This is a genomic window from Zarconia sp., from assembly GCF_057467645.1.
In genome coordinates this window covers 1-2,772 of sequence record NZ_JBRJXU010000142.1, presented here as the reverse complement: position 1 = coordinate 2,772, position 2,772 = coordinate 1, and the positions used below count along the sequence as shown (strand labels likewise).

The 2,772-nt window shown below is 51.8% G+C and carries 3 protein-coding genes; 1 reads left to right on the top strand and 2 read right to left on the bottom strand.

Features of this window, described 5'->3' with window-relative positions:
* Positions 1-648: 648 nt before the first annotated feature.
* On the bottom strand, positions 649-846 hold the full coding sequence (locus AC2215_RS21655; RefSeq protein WP_486812091.1) for a hypothetical protein: 198 nt from the start codon (positions 844-846) through the stop codon (positions 649-651).
* A gap of 165 nt (positions 847-1,011) precedes the next feature.
* Between AC2215_RS21655 and AC2215_RS21650 the strand changes: the two genes are divergently transcribed.
* Positions 1,012-1,404, top strand: coding sequence for a hypothetical protein (locus tag AC2215_RS21650; protein ID WP_486812090.1), 393 nt, complete (start codon positions 1,012-1,014; stop codon positions 1,402-1,404).
* A 147-nt stretch (positions 1,405-1,551) separates the two neighbouring features.
* On the opposite strand, the gene AC2215_RS21645 is transcribed toward AC2215_RS21650, so the two are convergent.
* The gene (locus AC2215_RS21645) at positions 1,552-2,664 is read right to left on the bottom strand and encodes an ATP-binding protein (protein ID WP_486812089.1); all 1,113 of its coding nucleotides are present in this window, start codon (positions 2,662-2,664) and stop codon (positions 1,552-1,554) included.
* Between the last annotated feature and the right edge of the window lie 108 nt (positions 2,665-2,772).

Sequence of the window (2,772 nt, the reverse complement as noted above, 5' to 3'; positions counted from 1 at the left end):
GAATCGGGATGAAGTACTTTGCTCCCCAGCAACCAGATGTAGCCAGTGCGATCGCTTCGCTCATCAAGAGGCTTGCCAACCGCCCGAATCTCACCCAGAGTCGGCATCCCGTCGACGTCGCGGTCGCAAAACTGACGTTATCTATTCACAATTGACCATCAAATCTGCGTTTTTCAAACCGATGCCGTGGATGCTCGATCTCAGATCCGATTGAACGATCGCACGTTTAGACAAATTTAAACGATCGAACCGTAAAATTCTTATCTTGACTAGATTTGAGTATTTTATGGCTGTATTGCCGTGAGGTGAAGACACTCCGCTCGAACATGAGCGTATCTTTGATATAGCAGTCGCTATTCAAGTTAAGACAACACCAACCAATTATGTAATCTGTCGGAAGTCTTCCCCCCATCTCCCCAAAACGCAGTAAAGGCGTGCCGAAGCACGCCTATCGGTGATACACAACTTAAATTTGAGAGGGTTCGAGGGGATGACGAGAGTTGATGTTGTCGTTTATTCTCTAATGAGTTCAGAGTCAATAAATGTCACAAATCGCCCCATCAAACACGAGCCAGTGTGCGAAATCGAGGATTTAACGACGAAACCTCGATCGCTTCGTCCCCTTCTCGAACCCAATTCGGCGCGGCATCAGTCGATTACTTTCAACCAACCGCGGCGAATGGCATGAAATAGTCGCTCGATGGTCTCCCGTTCGTCGTCACAGAGAACGCGATCGACTAACACCGACACGAGCGTTTGTCTTTGGCAATCCGTAATGTAACCGGCGTTCCAAATACGAGCTAATAAATCTTCGACAACCAGAGGACGAATTGCTTGGGTGTTCATTTTTAGCAACGCTCTGAACTCTATACAACTTAGTATCTCGTTTCCAAAAGTGATTTTCAGCGATCGATACTGTTATGAGAAGGTGATATCGATCGCCGGGTTCCGTGACAGGTTCGCGAACAATGATACAATCTGGGTTGCCAATCTTCAGGCTCTTTTTTGAGTATGTCTAAGCGCGATCGAGCTGTCAACGTTGAACCGTCTGCCGAACCTTCCGCCTCAGACCCAAGCAAACCCTCTCGAAAATCGAGCAAAACCAGCGACGATCGCACCGCCGCCCCCCTGGAAGTTGCCGCCGCCGATATTGCCAAGTTTGCTGCCTTGCGGGTGAAGCTTCAAGACGCGCAAGAGAAAGCCAAACCTTATGTAGACCTCATTGAAGCCTTGTTTGAGAGCGATCCCCTCAATGAGAAGCAAATCGAACTCGCGAAAAGTAAAGACTTTGCCAAATCATTAACCAATCTCGCTGCATTAAAAGTGGAATCCGATACTTTAGCGGTCAAAGCTGCAGAAGCTTGGGCAACTTTAAAACCCATTTTGATGGTTGATTCTCAATAACAGAACGTGAAACTGACCGTAACCGCCACGGTAAGCACGAACATCGCGAAGAGGCGCACAGGGAGAAAGACTCCAGTGAAAACAAACGAGTGTTCGTACTCTTTGTGGCGACGGCTATAAAGTCAAAAATTCTGAGTTTGTCAATTGTCAATTATCCATTGACTCCCAACACGCCCGATACAAATCCTGCCAACCTTCTCGTTCTTTAACCACCGTTTCTAGGTACTCCTGCCACGCCACTCGATCGCGTACCGGATTTTGGATCGCCGCACCCATCAACCCAGAAGCCACATCCCGCGCCCCCAATTCCCCACTGCCAAAATGCGAGGCTAAAGCCATACCGTTGAGGACGACAGAAATCGCCTCGGCGGTACTGAGGGTACTACTGGGGGATTTAAGCTTCGTTTTACCATCGGCAGCCATCCCCTGGCGCAGTTCGCGGAAAATGGTAACAACGCGGCGAATTTCTTCGAGGGCGGGGGTTTGGGTCGGTAAGTCCAGGGCGCGTCCCAGGCTGGCAACGCGACGGCGCACGATTTCCACCTCTTCCTCTGCGGTTTTGGGTAAAGGCAGAATCACGGTATTGAAGCGACGTTTGAGGGCACTCGAGAGATCGTTAACTCCCTTGTCGCGATCGTTGGCGGTGGCGATGACGTTAAATCCCTTCTGCGCCTGAATTCGATCGTTGAGTTCCGGAATCGGCAACACCTTCTCCGAGAGGATGGTAATTAGCGAATCCTGAACATCGGCTGGCATCCGGGTGAGTTCTTCCACGCGGGCAATTTTCCCCTCCGACATCGCCCGCATCACCGGACTGGGTACGATCGCCTCCATCGACGGACCTTGGGCCAGCAAACGGGCGTAGTTCCAGCCGTAGCGAATCGCTTCCTCACTCGTACCCGCCGTCCCTTGAATAGAAAGGGTGGAGTTACCGGAGATAGCCGCCGCGAGATGTTCGGACACCCAGGATTTCGCCGTTCCGGGAACCCCCAGCAGTAGCAAGGCGCGATCGGTTGTCAGAGTAGCGATCGCAATTTCGATCGGGCGGCGATCGCCGATATACTTCGGGGACACCTCGAATCCATTCTCCAATTTTCCCCCCAAGAGATAGGTGGCGACGGCATGAGGAGAGAGAGACCAATTCGGCGGACGCTGCTTCTGATCGACTTGTTGGAGAACGTCGAGTTCTTCGGCAAACTGCTGTTCCGCGTGTTCGCGCAGCAGTGAGGTGGGTGGGTTTTCGGGTTTTGAAGAGGCCACGGGCTTCGGGGGCTTGGGGGGGCTTTTAGGGGCTTCGGAGGCTTTTGGGGGCTTGGGGATCTAAATTTTTCTTCCGTTTCTCCCTTTTCCCTCCTCTCCGCGTCCCCG

What these genes read in the sequence shown, in the direction of transcription:
- AC2215_RS21655 (WP_486812091.1), bottom strand. Translation starts at nt 846, where the DNA reads ATGAACACCCAAGCAATTCGTCCTCTGGTTGTCGAAGATTTATTAGCT.
- AC2215_RS21650 (WP_486812090.1), top strand. Translation starts at nt 1,012, where the DNA reads ATGTCTAAGCGCGATCGAGCTGTCAACGTTGAACCGTCTGCCGAACCT.